The following is an 18,317-nucleotide window of genomic DNA, read 5'->3' on the forward strand; positions in this document are numbered from 1 at the left end:
ATTAAAGGCGGAAGACGTGGCCAACAACCGGCCAAACAAAACCAGCACCGTTTAAACGGTGACATTCGTGGCGTTCGTGAAGTGCGTCTAACTGGCGCAGACGGCGAAGCTGTTGGTGTAGTATCAATCGCTGAAGCGATGGAAGCTGCAAATGAAGCTGGTATGGATCTTGTAGAGATCAGCCCTAACGCCGAGCCGCCAGTTTGTCGTGTGATGGACTACGGTAAGTTCCTCTTCGAGAAGAGCAAAGCTGCGAAAGAGCAGAAGAAGAAGCAAAAGCAGGTTCAGATCAAGGAAATTAAATTCCGACCTGGAACTGATATTGGAGACTATCAGGTAAAACTACGCAACCTGACTGGTTTCCTAGAAGACGGCAACAAAGTGAAGGTAACAATTCGCTTCCGTGGCCGCGAAATGGCTCACCAAGAAATCGGTGTTGACGTTCTTAATCGTTTGAAAGCGGATACTGAAGAATTTGCAGTAGTCGAATCTTTCCCAACGAGAATTGAAGGTCGCCAGATGATCATGGTGTTGGCCCCTAAAAAGAAGTAATTAACGGCTTTGCAAGTAATTGAACCCTGCAGCCTCAGGTTGTGGGGTTTTATTCGCCCTAATTACTATGTTATTAACAACTCAACAATGCGGAGTTATTCATCATGCCTAAGATGAAAACCAACAAAGGTGCTGCTAAGCGTTTCCAGAAAACTGCTGGTGGTATTAAGTTTAAGCACGCTGGTAAACGTCACATCCTGACTAAGCGTACTACTAAGAACAAGCGTCAGCTACGTCCGAACTCGATCCTTCCTAAATGTGAAGTTGCTCAAGTTCTACGTATGATGCCATACGCTTAATTCTTTTTAGTTTATAAATTCGTTTAGTTTAGGAGAAGCATAATGCCTCGCGTAAAACGTGGTGTACAAGCTCGTGCACGTCATAAGAAAGTTCTAAAACAAGCTAAAGGTTACTACGGAGCACGTTCACGTGTTTACCGCGTAGCTTTCCAAGCAGTTACCAAAGCTGGTCAATACGCTTACCGTGACCGTCGCAACAAGAAACGTCAATTCCGTCAACTTTGGATTGCACGTATCAACGCGGCATCTCGTCAAAATGGTCTATCTTACAGCCGTTTCATCAATGGCCTAAAGAAAGCATCTATCGAGATCGACCGTAAGATTCTTGCTGACATCGCAGTATTCGACAAAGCAGCATTTGCTGTTCTAGTTGAAAAAGCGAAAGCATCTCTATAATTTAGAGTTAGCTTAAAGGTTTAAGAAAAGGAGAACTTCGGTTCTCCTTTTTTATTGCCTGTAATTTGGCTTTGCCATACTCTCTCGCATCTCGCATCTCGCATCTCGCATCTCGCATCTCGCATCTCGCATCCCGCACCTAATTTTTATTCGCTTGAACACGCATTCTGGTATATAAACATTTACCTAACCTTTAAATGTAAAGCGACCGAAATAAATGACCGCACCGACCACTATGACGTTCTTCGAACGTTTTGAAACTGACATCCTATCTGGCAAGAAGACGATTACTATTCGTGATGAATCTGAGCGAGACTACCAGCCAGGCAGTGTTGTGGAAGTATCGACGCTAGAGCAAGACCGTGTGTTCTGTAATCTTAAGATCATCAGCGTTGAGCCAATTTTGTTTGATGACTTAGGTGAGTTCCATGCTCAGCAAGAGAACATGACGCTGCAAGTACTGAAAGACGTGATTCAAGATATCTACCCGGGTATCTCTCAACTGTATGTGGTTTCTTACGAGCTTGTGTAGCCCGCTTTAAATAGAATTTGTTGATCAATACTGCGTCTAACGCAGAGCAATGATAAAGGGAAGCCACAATGAGTGAATTACAGAGCGAAACAGTTCAGCAAATTTTGCTTCAACTTTATTGTCGTGAGCAAAATGAGCAGCCGTTAATCTCTAGAACTGATCTCGACATTGCTCTTTATGATAGCGAAGGCTTTCTAGCGTGGCGTGACACAAGGCGTAACTTTACGGTCAGTGATATCGAGAATCGAGTTTGGGTGAAGAGCTGCCCCGGCGGTTACATCACTGAAGTGCACTTCAATGCTGACGGTTCTTTGATTGAATATCGTTTGTTCGACCGATTTGAAACAACAGGGCAGTGGCAACTAAAAGACGGTTTGTTACACGTCGAGATTCTGAAGGGTGAGAACTGCTACCAGTTTGCTGTTGTGGCTCGTGCTGACCTTAATATTCACTCTGCGGTTGAGTATAAGAGCGGAGAGCTGCATTCGTACTTGAAGCTTGTTCAAGTTGAAAGCTAAACGCTGGTTCGTTTAATTAGCATATAAAAAAGCCAACAGTGATGTTGGCTTTGTTGTCTTCAATCTGACTGAATACTTCTATTAAGCTTCGAAGTTCGCCAATCGAGTATAAAGCTCGCTGTCTTGATCTTGCTTTGCACAAATCGTCAGTAGGTCTTCAATAAAGTACTTCAATGCACGTGCTTCAATTCGGCGAATACCTTGTTGATGTTCTTCAGTTAGGTAGCCGTAGATAGTCGCAGCGCCAAAGTCACCAAAGATCATCTGACCTTGTTCGTTCACTAAAGTGTTGTGAGCGTATAGATCACCATGAGAGACTTTATTGGCATGAAGGTGTTCAAACACATCAATCATCTGCTCTGTAATGCTATTGATTTGAGCAATTGAAAGTTCGAAACCTTCTGGGAAAGTATCACGCGTGCAAGTCTCGAGTGTTGGTGGTAGCCCTAGGTTGTAGTAGCTGTTTGGAATGAGTTCCATCACCAAAGCTAGGTAATCTTGTTCCTCTACTTGGGCGATAGATTTTACCAAGTTGTTATGGTGTCCAGCCTGCAAGCACGCTTCCAGTTCATCATGTGGGTAGCCGTCACTGGTGACTTCGCCTTTAAACACTTTAACCGCCACTTCCTGTGGAAAATCGAAGTCGCTGTTTAGCCAGCTTGCATGCGAGATCACGCCAGATGCGCCTTGGCCAAGTACTTGATTCAGTGAATAGCTTTGAGAGCTAACCGCAGGCACGCTATCTAAGCTGCTAGGGTGTTTGCAAAACGGGTTACCCGCAAACGCTAACCAAGCCAGTTTTGGTAGCTTGATAAGGAACTCTGGGAATTCAGTCAACTGGTTTGCAGACAGGCGAACTAGCTCAAGGTTGGATAGGTTTTCCATGCTTTCTGGTAACACGCGAATCTTGTTACCCGCCAATGCCAGTTTCTGTAGTCGCGGTCTTTCACCTAGTGAGCTAGGCAGGGCCTCAATCTCATTGTCGGTCAGGATCAACCAGCGTAATTGAGGTGGTAGAGATACTTCACTTACGGTTTTGATTTGGTTGGTCTTGAAACCGATCATTTCAAGCTTAGGAAGTGACCCAAGAACATCAGGCAGGTGCGTAAACAGGTTATTCGACGCGAAGATAATACGCAGGTTAGTTAGCTTTGATAACTCGGCTGGTAGGTCTGACAGCTGATTACCTGAAAGGTCTAGGATCTCAAGAGAATCTGCAAGCTCTATGATTTCTAGAGGGAACTCTGTGAGACCTTCTGATAGTTTTAGACGCTTAATACCTTTAAGTTGCCCTGATTTTAATTGTTCTAGAGTATGCAAACCTTAGCCTTATGAATAGATGTTCGAGGCGAGTAGTTTACTTGTCTCAACCGAGAAAGGCGAGTATCCGGAAGAATACTCGCCTAACTAAGCTTAGTGAACGAATTACGAAGGTTAAAGCTGTATATGGTTTTGGCTAACGCCGACCTCCTCAACAAAATCGCTATCATGACTGACCAAGATGAATGCGCCTTGGTATTCACGCAGAGCCGAAGCCAATATTTGCTTCGAGTCTATGTCCAAGTGATTGTCTGGTTCATCAAGCAAAAGAAGTGGGGCATCCTGTTTATGGCTGACGATCAACATCGCCAGCTTCATTTTCTCGCCACCACTGAGGTGATCGACTTTTCGATATACCGAGTCACGCCTGAATCCAATTCCCGCTAGCAGTGTTCGCGCGTCGCTCTCTGTTAATACAAAGCTATGCGTTATTAAACTATCGAACATCGTATCGTTGGTGTCTAACAGGCCAAAGTGTTGATCCAAATAGACGGTCGCCCCTAAGCGCTTAATCGAGCCTTTATAATTGGCGTGTTGACCGTGAATCGCTTTTAACAGTGTCGACTTTCCACACCCGTTAGCACCGGTTAGATAACACCGTTCCCCTTGTGATAAAGAGAAACTGATTGGCGCACCAGAGCCGTAAATAAGGCGGCAGTTTTCAACGGTTAACAAAGAGCTCTTTTTACTGTTATTACTCTGTTGTAGATACAAGGCCTGTGGTTTTAGTTGTTCCTTTTGTTCTTTAAGAGATTGAAGCTTATGTTGGTTTTGGTCCTTTAAGTTCTTTTGACTAGTGGCTGATGCTCCTTGCGTTCGTCCTGCTTTATCTTTCATCGCATCCAATAATATCTTGGGTTGGCTACCGGACTTTCTGAGTCGATTACCTTGAGACTCACGTTGCTGTGCTTTTTCCTTATTAGCTTGAGCTTGGCGCTCCAGTCGTTTCTTTTCGGATTGGTGATGTGCAATCTGTTTATCTAGTGCATCGGCCTGATTCGACATTTGTTTGAAGTAGTCATCGTAGTTTCCTTTATAGAAACGTAACCCCAAACTGTTGAGATGGTAGATACCTTCCATTTGTCTCAATAAGCTTCGATCATGGCTGACGACAAGTACCTTACCTTCAAACAACTGGCATTGTTCTAGTAGCCAATTGCGTCCGTCGTTATCCAAATGGTTCGAAGGCTCATCGAGGATCAGTATGTCGTTATTTGATACGAATAGCTGATGAAGCTGTAACAGGGCGAGTTGCCCACCACTCAAAGAGCAACAAAGTGTGTTCAAATCACGAGTGATCTTTAATGTACCTAGCAACTGCTGGGTACGCGCCTCCAAATCCCAATCATCGCCAACGATATTGAAGTGCTGCAGTTCACAGCTACCTTGTTCTATGGCGCTTAACGCTTCTAACTTTTCAGTGAGTCCTAAGAAGTCAGCGATGGTGATGTTGGTATCCAGTAGCGTTGATGGTAACTGAGAGTAAAAGCCGATTGAACCTTGGCGCGAAACACTGCCCGTTGTGGGCTGTTTTTGTCCAACGAGCAACGAAAGTAACAATGACTTTCCAGCCCCATTTCTTCCGACTAGGCCTGTGAGGCGAGTGCTCAAATTAAAGGTGATGTTTTTGAATAACCACTCACCAGTATCGAGTTGGAATGAGAGATTATTGGCTAATATAGTCGGCATAGAAATACCTCCCTTTACGTGTAAACGAGTAAAAGGGGTGAGGCGCTTTTCTGTGCAAGCTCCTGCTGGATGCTAACAACAGATCGCCAAAGGCGTTACTTAGATAGATTACCAATGAAAGAGAGAAAGCGGTATTGAGATGGTTCCTGTCTTTGAGGTACTGATCTTAAAGATGTTTGTTTGTCAAAAAACGGATCTTTAAGAGCTTGATTTGTCGCGAAAATAGATGATGAAGTAACGCCCACTAACCCCGAGTGTCCAAATGATTTTTATAAAAATAAATCGGATGTCAGGATGTTAGTACTTCATTATGGCGTTATTCTCTTTTGAAATGATGGTGGGATGGTACTGAAAGAAAGTACTCTGAGTCAATATGTTGAGGTGATTAAATTGTGTTCAAATAATTAAAGCGCCTTTGCGGCGCTTTAGTGATCATTATTGGAAATCAGTTGAGTCTAGAACTTATATCTTTGGGTTTAGAGCTTAGAGCTTAGAGCCTTGGGCTTAAAGCTAAAGCTACTTGGTTTGCCCACCAACGGCGCGCCAACACATATCAAAGCTATCGTTGATGTACTTCGATGTTTGCTCTGGTGGAGACTCGCTTTGTTCAATCAGCCAGTTTGCACAAATCAGAAAGTGGCTATGAATGAAGTGTCTAACAAGGTTAATGTCCAACACCATCAATTCACCATCTTGTTGCCCTTTCAAAATGATCTCGTCTAGCGATGCGAACATCTGTGAAACAATCACTTCTCGAGTTTGAGTCGTTGGGTCGAAATGAACATTGGTGAAGAACTTCATCGCAACCGGATTCTCTAATGCCCACTCAATTCCTGTGATCCACATGAACTTAAAGGTTTGGTAGCGATCTTCTACAGCCACATCAGTGTGCGGTTGAAGGGTCGAGAATAGCTCTAGCTTCAGCTCGCGAAACAGTTCATCAATCAATAGAGATTTATTCTCGAAGTGGTGGAACAACGTCGCTTTTGCCACGCCGGCTGTTTTCGCTATTTGTCCGGTAGATGTGCCCTCTAGCCCTTGTTGAGAGAAGAGCAGGAGTGCAGCATCTAGGATTTTTTGTCTTTTGGTGATCATCTATTGAGTACTTTGAACATCAGTTTCTTGATTGGGTTGTTGTAAGGAGGATGCATTAACTTGGTGAAGTTGATTTTTCCTCTACTTAGAACGGTTTTGGCATGGCTAAGGGTCTTGAAGCCCTCAATGCCGTGATAGTGTCCCATGCCTGAAGGGCCGATGCCACCGAATGGTGCGTCTTCTGCAGCCACATGCACCAAAGAATCATTAATACATACGCCGCCAGAGTGCGTGTCTGATAAAAGCTTGTCTTGGGTTTCTTTATTATGGCTCATTAGGTACAGAGCCAGTGGGCGTTCTCTCTCTGTGATGTAATTGATTGCTTCTTCGATGGAATCATAAGGCACGATAGGCAAAACAGGACCAAACAGCTCTTCTTGCATCGCGAGCATCTCATCGTTCACTTCGGTGAGAAGGTGCGGCGTCATTCTGTGGTTTACATCGTCTTGTGCTTGTTCGGTTACCGTGTGAATAACCGCGCCTTTGGCTTGTGCGTCTTCAATGACACCTTTCAAGCGATTGTATTGGCGCATGTTGATCACTGAGGTTAAGTCTTTGCTCTCAATACCGGCTTTATAAAGCTTCTTGAAATAACGCTTATAGGCTGTGATGAACTCGTCTGATTTTTCTCGCGGCAATAAGATGTAATCAGGCGCTACACATATCTGGCCAGCGTTTAGACTCTTGGCAAACAAGATACGTTCAACAGCGTCAGCCACATCAAAGTCAGGGGCAATGATGGTTGGAGATTTGCCGCCTAATTCCAAGGTAACTGGTGTTAAGTTGTTAGCCGCTGCTCTCATAACGTGTTTACCCACAGCGGTTGAGCCTGTGAAAAGGATATGGTCAAACGGCAGTTGGCTAAATTTAGCGGAAACGTCAGCTTCGCCTTCGATAATCGCAACCTGATCTTCACTAAAGCCTTCGGCCAACATCGCTTTTAAAACTCGGTTGGTCGCTGGAGTAAACTCCGACATCTTGAGCATCGCCGTGTTGCCCGCTGCTAACGCTGTGATCAGAGGGCCTAAAGAGAGCATGACTGGGAAGTTCCAAGGCACGATTATACCAACCACACCTACTGGCTGATAATGAACCGTGATCTTTGCTGGCGTTAGCATCAAACCAGCTTTGCGGCGCGATGGCTTCAACCACTTCTTAAGGTTCTTCACGCTGTAATTGATCTGGTGAAGAGAAGGGGTGATATCAGCAATCAAGCTGTCGTGCTTTGCTCGATGGCCATAATCTTCAGATACTGCCTCAATCAATTGCTCTTGATAGCGCATTAACAACGCTTTTAATACTGAGAGGTTTTCTCTTCTCTGCTCAAGCGTAGGATTAACGTTATTGCGGTAGTGATCTTTTTGTCGGTTGAACATTTGATCCATGTCGTTGGTGCTCGACGTGTTTGGTTCAAGGTCTAGATTATGGCTCATAGTATCCCCTAAATTCGAAGGCTGACCGATTGGTTGGTCAGTTAAAATTACAAGAAGATTGAACCGAATACAAGATATGCGCGAGAAAAGTTCAAAAATTGAGCGGTTACAACATTGAAGTGAGCGAGTTCTAGTAGGAAGAATGAAGTGTTTATCGGCATCGAATCGCGGGACACAAGCTGTGTTGGTGATAGCGAGAGTTCAGATTGTGAAGTGCTTATATTTGTCACAACTCTGACTTAACCTCACTCAATTTACTAAAAATCTTTTGGTTTCTGCTCATTTTTTCTCCCTAATTTAATGTGAGAAATTGCTTTATATTTAATGCGCTTCAGCCTGTTTTTTACCCTAAAACCTTGTAATTCCTTACCTGTCACTTTAAGTCGATCTGTCGATAAAAAAACGTAATCGTAACCACAAATATCAATGGTTGGACTCGCTCTTAATAATATCGGTTAATGCAGCCAACAAATCGTTTTTGAACGCTTTTTGTTGGGTTATACCTCGCTATTCCAAAGAGGTATCTTCTGTCGATGGCCCTATAGTGTGAGGTCTCTAGAATTGGAAAATTCGGTTAATTTGGAACGCATCCGTGCTGAGTATAATGTAAAGCACTGGAGCCAAGGTTTTTATGGAATTGATGATAACGGTGAGGTGTATGTTTCACCGAGCGAGACGGATCATCAAGTCCCACTAAGTAAGATCGTAAAACAGTTAGAGCAAAGAAATATTGGTTTACCTGCTCTTGTGCGTTTTCCTCAAATAGTGCATCAACGTGTGCACAATATCTGTAACGCATTTAACCAAGCGATCGACGAATATCAGTACGACAATCGTTACCTACTTGTTTATCCGATTAAAGTTAACCAACAAAAAGAAGTGGTTGATGAGATCTTAGCGAGCCAAGCTCAATTAGAGCAAAAGCAGCTAGGACTAGAGGCGGGCAGCAAACCTGAACTATTAGCGGTACTGGCGTTGGCTCAAAAAGCGAGCTCTGTGATCGTGTGTAACGGTTACAAAGACAGAGAATACATCCGCCTTGCACTGATTGGCGAAAAGCTAGGCCACAAAGTCTTTATCGTTCTAGAGAAGTTGTCTGAGCTTGATCTTGTTCTTTCTGAAGCGAAAGCACTTGGCGTAAAACCTCGTTTGGGTTTGCGTATTCGTCTTGCTTCTCAAGGTGCAGGTAAATGGCAAGCAAGTGGTGGCGAAAAGTCGAAGTTTGGATTGTCTGCATCACAAGTATTGACCGTTATTGAACGCTTGAAAGCCGAAGACCAGCTGGATGTACTTGAACTCGTGCACTTCCACCTAGGTTCACAAATGGCAAACATTCGTGACGTGCGAAATGGCGTGAGTGAAGCGGCTCGTTTCTACTGTGAACTGCGTGATATTGGCGCTCAACTGAAGTTCTTAGATGTTGGTGGTGGCTTGGCAGTCGATTACGACGGCACGCGTAGCCAATCTTCAAACTCAATGAATTACGGCTTGCTTGAGTACGCTCGTAACATCGTGATGACAGTAGGGGATATTTGTAAACTCTACAATCAGCCACAACCTGTGATTATTTCGGAGTCTGGTCGCTCACTGACTGCGCACCATGCTGTGTTGATCACCAACGTGATTGGTACTGAAAGCTACTCACCGGAAGATATGGCTGCGCCAGAAGCAGACGCACCACTGTTGCTAAACAACATGTGGAAGAACTTCTTAGAGCTCGATGCTGGTAATGATGACCGTGCGTTGATTGAGATCTATAACGACACTCAGAGCGATATTGCAGAAGCGCACAACCAATTTGCGACCGGTATGCTGAATCTTCAGCATCGTGCTTGGGCAGAGCAAATGTCTTTGCGTATTAACTACGAGCTTAGCACTCGCATGAGCACAAAGAACCGTTACCACCGTCCAATTTTGGATGAGTTGAGCGAGCGTTTAGCGGACAAATTCTTCGTGAACTTTTCACTATTCCAGTCATTGCCAGATGCTTGGGGTATTGATCAGGTGTTCCCTGTATTGCCACTGAGCGGTTTAGATAATGCGGATGAGCGTCGTGCTGTGGTGTTGGACATCACTTGTGACTCTGACGGTACGATTGACCAGTATGTTGATGGTCAAGGCATTGAAACAACATTGCCAGTGCCAGCGTGGAACCCAGATGAACCATACCTAATGGGCTTCTTCCTAGTAGGCGCGTACCAAGAGATCTTGGGCGATATGCATAACCTATTTGGTGATACGCACAGTGTTGTGGTGAATGTTGATGAAAGCGGAGAAGCGAACATTGACTACATCAACGAAGGCGACACAGTAGAAGACATGATGCGTTACGTTCATATCGATATGGACCTAATTCGTCAGAAGTACAAAGAATTGGTCACCGCGAAAGTACCAGCGCAAGAGCAGCAAAGCGTACTTGAAGAGTTAGAGCAAGGCTTGATGGGTTACACCTATCTTGAGGATTTTTAATGAACGATCTATTTACGAAACCAGATTACTCGTTGTACTCCAATGCGATGACGTTTATGCGTCGTCCATTGGTGCAAAACCCAATCGACAACGATGCTGATGTGGTTGTGTTGGGCGCGCCGTTAGATATGGCGACGTCTGGTCGTCCGGGTGCTCGTATGGGACCTGATGCGATTCGTCGTGCGTCAGTAAACTTGGCGTGGGAAGGTAAAAAATTCCCTTGGGACTTCAATGTATTTGAACACACCTCGGTCATTGATGCTGGCGACCTTGTGTTTGATTGCGGTGATGCAGAAGACCTAACTCAACGTTTAGAAGCAGCTGCTGATGCGATTCTAAACAGTGGTAAAACTCTGTTAGGTTTAGGTGGCGATCACTTCATTACACTGCCTTTGTTAAGAGCATATGGCAAGAAGTACGGTGAGATGGCTCTGATTCACTTCGACGCGCACACTGACACTTACAGTCAGGGCAGTCGTTACGATCACGGTACCATGTTCTACCATGCGCCTAATGAAGGTTTAATCTCGCCTGAGCATTCTGTGCAAATTGGTATTCGTACCGAGTACAAGCAGGAAGGACACGGCTTTAACGTTATTAACGCGATGCAAGCGAACGACATGAGCGTGGACGAGATCATTGCTCAAGTGAAAGGCATTGTCAGTGATAAGCCAGTTTACCTAACGTTTGATATCGACTGTCTGGATCCTGCTTTTGCTCCGGGTACAGGTACTCCGGTTTGCGGCGGTTTGAATTCAGATAAAGTTCTGAAAATTATCCGTGGTTTGCAGGGCATCAACATGGTTGGTATGGACGTTGTAGAAGTTTCTCCAGCGTATGACCAAAGCGAGATTACAGCACTGGCTGGTGCAACTATCGCACTTGAGCTGCTTTATGTTTGGACGGCAAATCGCCTCGCTAAATCATAGTGTTTGATTGTTAAAAGCGTAACGCTACATACTGATTTTAAAGCCCACTAAGTTTCAACTTAGTGGGCTTTTTTGTTTTGCCGAGCAACAAAAATTCTATTCTCGCATCTCAGTAAGTAGTCTTTTCTTGGCTGTGAACTAATAGGCTAAAAGGCTCGTATTCTACGGTCTATCTCATGATTTGTGAGCGAAAAATCATCACATTGATTCTGAGAGGTGTCTCAAAGATGGGACTTGCCTCTGCTTTACTAAGGATGCAGAGCTTACCGCTATTAATGCCCTGTATTCGCTAATGATTTATCAACTTTGTTACGTATATATTTATAAAACGAAGATGTGTATTTATATTGCGCGCTCATTTGCATATTAATCAGCATCCTACTAACTTTTGACTAGGGTTTTTAAGCCTTGAAAGAATACTTGGATTTGCGAAAAGATGTCTCTTCGCACAGACATGGCATTTTTTATGGGGAAGACTAGGCTTAAGGGTAAGTAAACTATAAAAAAACAGGTGAAATACTTCTCTCTTTTCAAGCCGATTGGGCATAACGATGGATTGCCATTGATGAGAGCTAAGTATGCGTTCAATTAAAACCTGAAATTGCTATTACAAATAATTTTCACAGCGCTTCAAATAGTGCTTTGTGACAACGGGGGATGTATGGATATTGAAGTTTCGCGCCAGGTTGCGGTAGTTGAAGCAACGAGTGGAGATGTCGTCGTAGTTAAGCCAGACGGCAGCGCAAGAAAAGTTTCAGTTGGCGATACCATCCGTGAAAATGAGATCGTGATTACGGCCAACAAGTCAGAGCTTGTATTAGGCGTTCAGAATGATTCGATTCCGGTTGCAGAGAATTGCGTCGGTTGTGTTGATGACAACGCTGCATGGGTAGATGCCCCAATAGCTGGTGAGGTTAATTTTGACTTACAGCAATCAGATGCAGAAACCTTTACTGAAGACGACCTTGCTGCAATTCAAGAAGCCATTTTAGGTGGTGCCGATCCGACTCAAATCTTAGAAGCAACGGCTGCTGGTGGTGGACTAGGTTCTGCAAATGCTGGCTTTGTGACGATTGACTATAACTACACTGAAACTCATCCATCGACTTTCTTTGAGACCGCTGGTCTAGCAGAACAAACTGTTGATGAAGACAGAGAAGAATTCAGATCTATCACTCGTTCATCAGGTGGCCAATCAATCAGTGAAACACTGACTGAAGGCTCCATATCTGGCAATACCTATCCCCAATCTGTAACAACGACAGAAACGATTATTGCTGGTAGTTTAGCTCTCGCCCCTAACTCTTTCATTCCAGAAACTTTATCCCTCGCTTCACTACTTAGTGAATTAAACAGCGACATTACTTCAAGTGGTCAGTCCGTTATCTTCACCTATGACGCGACGACTAATTCTATCATTGGTGTTCAAGGCACCGATGAAGTATTACGCATCGACATCGATGTTGTTAGTGTTGGAAACAACGCTGAGCTTTCACTGATCACAACGATTTCTCAACCAATTGATCACGTAACATCTGTTGGTGGTGGCCAGGTTTCCTATACAGGCGATCAAATTAACATCACTTTTGATATTCAAGGTGAAGACACCGCCGGAAACCCATTAGCAACACCAATTAATGCGCAAGTTGCCGTGGTTGATGGGGGCGATCCGTCTGCTGAAAGTGTGAATATCAGTAACGTAGAAACTAGCAGTGCAGCAATTGAAGGAACGTTCTCCAATATTGGTAGTGATAATCTACAGTCAGCTGTTTTTGACTCAAGCGCACTTGCTCAATTTGATGGCGTGCTCAGCGATAATCAGGCGACCGTTGCATCTTTGTCTGCTGATGGAAGTACCATCACACTGTCAATCCAAGGTAGCGGCGACGTTATTTTAACCGTTAGCTTAGATACTGACGGTACCTATCGATTTGAGCAGTTGAGACCAATAGAGCAAGTCGGCACTGATTCGCTTTCTTTCTCTTTGCCAATCACGGTTACCGATTTTGACCAAGATGTCGTAACCAATACCATCAACCTCGCTATTTCTGATGGTGATAAACCAGTCATTACCAATGTCGACAGTATTGATGTTGATGAAGCTGGCATTGTTGGCGGTTCTCAAGAGGGGACGGCAACCGTATCAGGAAGTGGCAGTGTCACCTCAGAAATTTTTGATAGTGACATTATCGATCATCATGAACTTGAACCTGCAGAGTTTAATACCGCTGGCACACTGATATCTAACGGTGAGGTTGTGTTACTCGAGCTGGTTGATGAAACCAATGGTGTGCGAACGTACGAAGGCTATGTTGAAGTCAATGGTTCTCGAATTACGGTCTTTGATGTTAAAATTGATAGCCCTTCATTGGGCAACTATGAGTTTAATCTTTATGAAGAACTTTCTCATCAAGGCGCTGAAGATGCGCTGCTAACTTTTGCATTGCCAATTTATGCTGTTGATGCAGATGGCGACCGTTCTGCACTATCTGGCGGTTCGAGTACACCAGAAGCCGCAGAGATTCTCGTTAATGTCACAGATGATGTTGTTGAGCTAGTTGATAAAGTTGAGTCAGTCACGGAACCAACTTTAGCCGGCGATACCGTTGTTTCGTATAACCTATTCAACTTCGAAGGCGCTGATGGTTCTACAATTCAATCGTTTAACTACGACGGTGTTGATTACTCACTCGATCAAAGCCTGCTCCCCGATGCTACCCAGATTTTCAGTTTTACTGAAGGTGTCGTCACTATCTCATTAAACGGTGACTTCAGTTTTGAAGTCGCTCGTGATATCGACCACTCAAGCAGTGAAACTATCGTCAAACAGTTCTCATTTTTAGCCGAAGATGGTGATGGGGATACTGATAGTTCGACGCTTGAGTTAAGTATTACCGATGGCCAAGATCCGATCATTGATTTGATCCCGCCTGTGACTCTCTCTGAAACCAACCTTAATGACGGCTCTGCTCCCAGCGGAAGTGCAGTTAGCGCAACCGAGACGATTACCTTTACCGCAGGCAGCGACGATGTAGCAAGTTTCCGTATTGAACCAACAGAGTTTAATGTGGGCGGTGCACTTAAATCGAATGGATTTTCGGTTGAGATAAAAGAAGATTCGGCTAATCCGGGTACTTACATTGGCTTTATTACCAACGGTTCGGGCGCTGACATCCCAGTGTTTACGATTGCTTTCTCTACGAGCACATTGGGTGAATACACCTTTACTCTGCTTGAAGCGTTAGACCATGTAGATGGTTTAGATAAGAACGATCTGAGCTTTGATCTGCCTATTTATGCGGTTGATACGGACGGCGACGATTCATTGGTGTCTCAGCTTAATGTGACTATCGGTGATGATGTTCAAATCATGCAAGACGGTACGTTAGATATCACCGAGCCAAATCTTGCTGACGGTACAATCACAACCAACACCATTGATGTAATGCCAAATCAAAGTGCTGATGGCGCGACGATCACTCGGTTCACTTATGACGGTGTCGTAAACACACTGGATCAAAGTATTTCAGGAGAACAGCAGTTCAGCTTCACAGAAGGCGAACTGTTTATCACCCTTGAAGGTGAAGTGCGCTTTGAGCCTAATCGCGATCTAGACCACTCAGTGAGTGAAGATATCGTGAAGTCGATTGTGGTGACTTCAAGCGACTTCGATAACGATCCGGTGACTTCAACCATTACGCTGACGATCACTGATGGTGATAACCCGACGATTGATGTTATTCCAAGTGTTACGCTTTCTGAAATTAACCTGAGCGATGGCTCTGCTCCAAGTGGCAGCGCGGTAAGCTCGACTCAAACTATTACTTTTACCAATCAAAGTGATGATGTGGTTCGTTTCCGTATTGAGTCAACGGAGTTCAATACTAACGATGATCTTAAATCGAACGGTTTAGCTGTTGAGTTACGTGAAGACCCGGCAGGGTCGGGTGACTACATTGGTTTTACGACCAGTGCGACGAACGTAGAAACTCCAGTATTCACATTAAGCTTTAATTCTGGATCATTAGGTGAATACACGTTCACACTCATCGAAGCGTTGGACCACCAAGATGCCCGTGGCAACAACGACCTCAGTTTTGATTTACCTGTTTACGCGGTAGATAGTGATGGCGATGATTCATTGGTGTCTCCGTTAAACGTCACTATCGGTGATGATGTTCAAATCATGCAAGATAGTACGTTAGATATCGTCGAGCCCAATCTTGCAGATGGTACGGTAACAACTAACACCATTGATGTGATGCCAAATCAGAGTGCTGATGGCGCGACGATCACTCAGTTTACTTATGACGGTCAACTACGAACCCTTGATCAGAATGACAATGGTGAACAGCAATTCAGTTTTACTGAAGGCGAACTATTCATCACGCTTCAAGGCGAAGTGCGCTTTGAGCCCAACCGCAATCTCGACCACACGCTGAACGAAGACATTGTGAAATCAATCGTGGTGACATCTAGTGACTCCGATAACGATGTGCTTACCTCAACCGTCACGCTGACCATTACCGATGGTGATATTCCGACCATTGATAATGTGCCAACTGTGAACTTGTCGGAAACCAATCTGAGTGATGGCTCTGCACCAAGCGGTAGCGCGGTTAGCTCAACTCAAACTATTACTTACACCACTCAAAGTGATGATGTGACCAGCTTCCGTATTGAACCGACTGAGTTCAATTTTGGCGGCACTCTCACATCAAACGGATTAGCTGTCGAGCTGAAAGCTGACCCAACCACACCGGGCGGCTACATCGGTTATGTTACTGATGGTTCGAATGTTGAAACCAATGTGTTCACGATTAGTTTCTCGGATACCAATTTAGGTCAATACACCTTCACCTTACTTGAAGCACTAGACCATGTAGATGGCCTCGCAAATAATAATTTGAGTTTCGACTTACCGGTTTACGCGGTCGATAGCGATGGCGATGACTCGTTGGTGTCTCAACTTAACGTGACCATTGGTGATGATGTTCAAATCATGCAAGGTGGTACGTTAGATATCACTGAACCAAATCTTGCAGACGGCACAGTGACAACCAATACCATCGATGTGATGCCAGAACAAAGTGCCGATGGTGCGACGATCACTCAGTTTACGTATGACGGTCAAGTTCGAACACTGGATCAAACGGACACAGGTGAGCAGCAATTTAGCTTCACAGAGGGTGAGTTGTTCATCACTCTTGAAGGTGAAGTACGCTTCGAACCAAATCGCAATCTAGACCACACGGTTAGCGAAGATATCGTCAAGTCGATAGTGGTGACCTCAAGCGATTTAGATAACGATGTGGTGACGTCAACGGTCACTCTGACCATTACTGACGGTGATATCCCAACCATTGATGCGGTGCCAAGTGTCACTTTCTCTGAAACGAATCTTGCAGATGGTTCTTCACCAAGCGGCAGTGCAGTAAGCCAAACAGAGACGATTACCTTCACCAATCAAAGTGATGATGTTGCGAGTTTCCGTATTGAGCCAACCGAGTTCAATGTGGGCGGTGCACTGAAATCGAATGGATTTGCGGTTGAGATAAAAGAAGATTCGGCTAATCCGGGTACTTACATTGGCTTTATTACCAACGGTTCGGGCGCTGAAATCCCAGTGTTTACGATTGCTTTCTCTACAAGTACTTTGGGTGAATACACCTTTACCTTACTTGAAGCGTTAGACCATGCGGATGGTTTAGATAATAACGATCTGAGCTTCGATCTACCTGTTTATGCGGTTGACACAGACGGCGATGATTCATTGGTTTCGCAACTGAATGTGACCATCGGTGATGATGTTCAAATCATGCAAGACGGTACGTTAGATATCACTGAGCCAAATCTGGCTGATGGTACGATCACAAGCAACACTATTGATGTGATGCCAAATCAGAGTGCGGATGGCGCGACGATCACTCAGTTCACTTATGACGGTCAACTACGAACACTTGATCCGAATGACACTGGTGAACAGCTGTTCAGCTTCACTGAAGGTGAGCTTTATATCACCCTTGAAGGGGAAGTGCGCTTTGAACCTAATCGCGATCTAGACCACTCAGTTAGTGAAGATATCGTGAAGTCGATTGTCGTGACTTCAAGCGACTTTGATAACGACCCGGTGACTTCAACCATTACGCTGACCATTACTGATGGTGACAATCCGACTATTGATGCGGTGCCGAGCGTATCACTTAAAGAAGCGGATCTCGCTGATGGCTCATTGCCAAGTGGTAGTGCGGTTAGCCAAACGGAAACCATCTCATTCACGAATCAAAGCGATGATGTTGAGAAATTCCGTTTAGAGCCTAGTGAGTTTAATAGTGATGACTCATTGAAATCCGATGGTCTGCCAATTGATCTGAAAGAAGATCCTGCAGGCTCAGGTAACTATGTTGGTTTTACAACTAGTGCCTCTAATGTAGAAACACAGATTTTCACATTAAGCTTTAGCGCTGCGACTCTGGGGCAATATACTTTTACGCTGTTGGAGAATATCGACCACGAGGATGGTCGTGGCAATAACGACTTCACGTTCGAACTACCAGTTTACGCGGTTGATACCGACGGTGATGACTCGTTAATGTCACCGCTATCGGTAACGATTGCTGATGATGTTCAAGTGATGGTGAGTGGTTCGCTTAGTATCGAAGAGCCTACTGTTGCCGACTTGTCTGCAGGTACGCCAGCGACATCCGTTTTCGATGTATTAACATCCGCAAGTGCCGATGGCGCGAGTGTGACTCAATTTACCTATGACGGCACCGCTTACTCTCTAGACCCGAATGATGCGACCGAGCAAGAGTTTACCTTCACCGAAGGCTCACTGTTTATCACGACTCAAGGGGAAGTCCGCTTTGAGCCAAACCGCGATTTAGACCACTCGGCTGGCGATATCGTTAAGAGCATCGTGGTGACGTCAAGCGATGGCGATGATGACATTCTTACCTCAACAGTAATGCTGACCATTACCGATGGTGATGTTCCGACCATTGATGTCATTCCTCCAATCTCACTATCTGAAACGAACCTAGCCGATGGCTCTGATCCATCTAACTCTGCGGTCAGCGACACCA

Annotated in this window: 12 protein-coding genes; 8 read left to right on the forward strand and 4 right to left on the reverse strand. The window is 44.7% G+C overall.

Features of this window, described 5'->3' with window-relative positions:
- The 5 genes from infC (at position 1) to AB4329_RS15730 (ending at position 2,297) form a co-directional block, all read left to right on the forward strand.
- On the forward strand, positions 1-552 hold the full coding sequence (gene infC / locus AB4329_RS15710) for a translation initiation factor IF-3 (RefSeq protein ID WP_076654893.1): 552 nt from the start codon (positions 1-3) through the stop codon (positions 550-552).
- 104 nt (positions 553-656) lie between these two features.
- Positions 657-851, forward strand: a complete 195-nt coding sequence (rpmI, locus tag AB4329_RS15715) for a 50S ribosomal protein L35 (RefSeq protein WP_004738430.1) — start codon at positions 657-659, stop codon at positions 849-851.
- A 42-nt stretch (positions 852-893) separates the two neighbouring features.
- On the forward strand, positions 894-1,247 hold the full coding sequence (rplT, locus tag AB4329_RS15720) for a 50S ribosomal protein L20 (protein WP_004733517.1): 354 nt from the start codon (positions 894-896) through the stop codon (positions 1,245-1,247).
- A 217-nt stretch (positions 1,248-1,464) separates the two neighbouring features.
- Positions 1,465-1,779, forward strand: a complete 315-nt coding sequence (gene yqfB, locus AB4329_RS15725) for a N(4)-acetylcytidine aminohydrolase (protein ID WP_017063603.1) — start codon at positions 1,465-1,467, stop codon at positions 1,777-1,779.
- Between the two features lie 68 nt (positions 1,780-1,847).
- Positions 1,848-2,297, forward strand: coding sequence for a hypothetical protein (locus AB4329_RS15730; RefSeq protein ID WP_017063604.1), 450 nt, complete (start codon positions 1,848-1,850; stop codon positions 2,295-2,297).
- 81 nt (positions 2,298-2,378) lie between these two features.
- On the opposite strand, the gene AB4329_RS15735 is transcribed toward AB4329_RS15730, so the two are convergent.
- From AB4329_RS15735 to AB4329_RS15750, 4 genes are all read right to left on the reverse strand, one after another.
- Positions 2,379-3,617, reverse strand: coding sequence for a leucine-rich repeat-containing protein kinase family protein (locus AB4329_RS15735; protein WP_229647055.1), 1,239 nt, complete (start codon positions 3,615-3,617; stop codon positions 2,379-2,381).
- A gap of 114 nt (positions 3,618-3,731) precedes the next feature.
- On the reverse strand, positions 3,732-5,306 hold the full coding sequence (locus AB4329_RS15740; protein WP_229647054.1) for an ABC-F family ATP-binding cassette domain-containing protein: 1,575 nt from the start codon (positions 5,304-5,306) through the stop codon (positions 3,732-3,734).
- A gap of 516 nt (positions 5,307-5,822) precedes the next feature.
- Entirely contained in the window at positions 5,823-6,401 is a 579-nt protein-coding gene (locus AB4329_RS15745; protein WP_017066051.1) for a TetR/AcrR family transcriptional regulator, read from the reverse strand.
- The gene (locus tag AB4329_RS15750) at positions 6,398-7,834 is read right to left on the reverse strand and encodes a coniferyl aldehyde dehydrogenase (RefSeq protein WP_372050967.1); all 1,437 of its coding nucleotides are present in this window, start codon (positions 7,832-7,834) and stop codon (positions 6,398-6,400) included. The genes AB4329_RS15745 and AB4329_RS15750 overlap by 4 nt, the downstream gene beginning before the upstream one ends.
- Positions 7,835-8,395: 561 nt before the next feature.
- Here AB4329_RS15750 and speA point away from each other — a divergent pair.
- From speA to AB4329_RS15765, 3 genes are all read left to right on the forward strand, one after another.
- Complete coding sequence (speA, locus tag AB4329_RS15755) at positions 8,396-10,303, forward strand: arginine decarboxylase (RefSeq protein ID WP_065585203.1); 1,908 nt, start codon at positions 8,396-8,398, stop codon at positions 10,301-10,303.
- Complete coding sequence (gene speB, locus AB4329_RS15760; protein ID WP_372138708.1) at positions 10,303-11,232, forward strand: agmatinase; 930 nt, start codon at positions 10,303-10,305, stop codon at positions 11,230-11,232. The genes speA and speB overlap by 1 nt, the downstream gene beginning before the upstream one ends.
- A 661-nt stretch (positions 11,233-11,893) precedes the next feature.
- Positions 11,894-18,317 (forward strand): retention module-containing protein (locus AB4329_RS15765; protein ID WP_372138710.1); only part of this gene is annotated, 6,424 nt, incomplete at its 3' end.

It is taken from the genome of Vibrio sp. 10N.261.54.A5 (assembly GCF_041471145.1).
Taxonomy (GTDB): domain Bacteria; phylum Pseudomonadota; class Gammaproteobacteria; order Enterobacterales; family Vibrionaceae; genus Vibrio; species Vibrio crassostreae_C.

Coding starts and splice junctions, on each gene's coding strand:
- AB4329_RS15750 (WP_372050967.1), bottom strand. CDS start 7,834: ATGAGCCATAATCTAGACCTTGAACCAAACACGTCGAGCACCAACGAC.
- AB4329_RS15745 (WP_017066051.1), bottom strand. CDS start 6,401: ATGATCACCAAAAGACAAAAAATCCTAGATGCTGCACTCCTGCTCTTC.
- yqfB (WP_017063603.1), top strand. CDS start 1,465: ATGACCGCACCGACCACTATGACGTTCTTCGAACGTTTTGAAACTGAC.
- AB4329_RS15740 (WP_229647054.1), bottom strand. CDS start 5,306: ATGCCGACTATATTAGCCAATAATCTCTCATTCCAACTCGATACTGGT.
- AB4329_RS15730 (WP_017063604.1), top strand. CDS start 1,848: ATGAGTGAATTACAGAGCGAAACAGTTCAGCAAATTTTGCTTCAACTT.
- rpmI (WP_004738430.1), top strand. CDS start 657: ATGCCTAAGATGAAAACCAACAAAGGTGCTGCTAAGCGTTTCCAGAAA.
- rplT (WP_004733517.1), top strand. CDS start 894: ATGCCTCGCGTAAAACGTGGTGTACAAGCTCGTGCACGTCATAAGAAA.
- speB (WP_372138708.1), top strand. CDS start 10,303: ATGAACGATCTATTTACGAAACCAGATTACTCGTTGTACTCCAATGCG.